The organism is Lysinibacillus sp. CTST325 (genome assembly GCF_054665055.1).
Window position 1 is genome coordinate 1 of sequence record NZ_BAAFHO010000038.1, and the last position, 1,271, is coordinate 1,271.

Annotated in this window: 1 protein-coding gene; it reads left to right on the plus strand. The window is 37.6% G+C overall.

Annotated elements, in window-relative coordinates; translation table 11 throughout:
- The first annotated feature begins 137 nt into the window (after positions 1-137).
- Positions 138-1,262 carry an IS4 family transposase gene (locus ACYQ73_RS28080; protein ID WP_460015455.1) on the plus strand — a complete coding sequence of 375 codons (1,125 nt, stop codon included), beginning with the start codon at positions 138-140 and terminating at the stop codon, positions 1,260-1,262.
- The last annotated feature ends 9 nt before the right edge of the window (positions 1,263-1,271 follow it).

Consider the following 1,271-nt stretch of genomic DNA (forward strand, 5'->3'; position numbering starts at 1 on the left):
TCACTAGCGTCGCATTAAAATAATTCAACGTAATTTTAAAAAACTGAATTTTCTGTAATATTATCCGTGCATAAAAAAAGCCTTTATAATGGTTGGGCAGTAGTAAACCATCCAAATCCAAAATAAAGGACATAAGCATGGATAAGTTTACACGAAAAACATCATTTGAACAATGGTTTTCACCTATTTCTTCTACACAAATGGAGAAATTAGTTGAAATTCATCAATTAAATTACTATACAAAGAAGCTTCACATCGCTTCATTCTTGAAATTATTACTGTTTGCACAGCTGAATGAAACCGAAAGTCTACGCGCCATCAGTGACACACTGTTATCAGACGACTTACAAAAAGCAACTTATTTAGAGTCCATCAGCTTTTCGCAATTAGGCAGGCGATTAAACCAAGTGCCATCTGAGTTTTTCCAACAGATTTTTCTAGACTTAGTCACGCAAATTCATGAGAAAACGCATTTTGAGCAGCGTCGAAAAATCACAACACCACTTAAAATCATTGATTCCAGCACATTGCCATTGAACTTAAACAACCATAGATGGGCTGAATTCCGTAAAACAAAATCAGGTGTGAAGTTACATTTGCGCCTTGTTTATCTAGATAAAGGTCGTTCATACCCTGATAAAGCGGTGTTGACGAATGCGAAAGAACATGATCGTGGTCAGCTTGAAATTCTCGTTGATGACAAGGAGTGTATGTACGTGTTTGACCGAGGCTACTTAGATTATAAGCGCTTTGACCGCATGACAGATGACGGATTTTTCTTTATCTCACGCTTACGAAAAAACGCCATAACACGTGTGATTGAATCATTTGAAGTACCTGAACAATCATCAGTATTATCGGATGAAATGATTCTGATTGGCAACACGCAAAATCGTGCTGAAAATGTATTTCGCCGTATCGAAGTACTGGATCCAAATGGTAAAGAACTACATCTGATGACGAATCGTTTTGATTTAAGTGCAGATGAAGTCGCTGAACTGTATAAGTCACGGTGGGCAATCGAATTGTTTTTCAAGTGGATGAAACAGCATCTGAACATTAAAAAGTTCTACGGTCAAAGCGAGCAAGCTGTGCATAATCAGGTGTACATTGCGATGATCGTTTATTGCTTAAACGTGCTAACACAGCTTCACACAAACAGTTCACGGACGTACTTACAAATTAGTAGGTACTTAAAAGCAGTACTATGGAAACCGGCACGTATTTGGCTTCGAAAAATCAAAGGAAATACGGTACCGTAAGGATTTTGA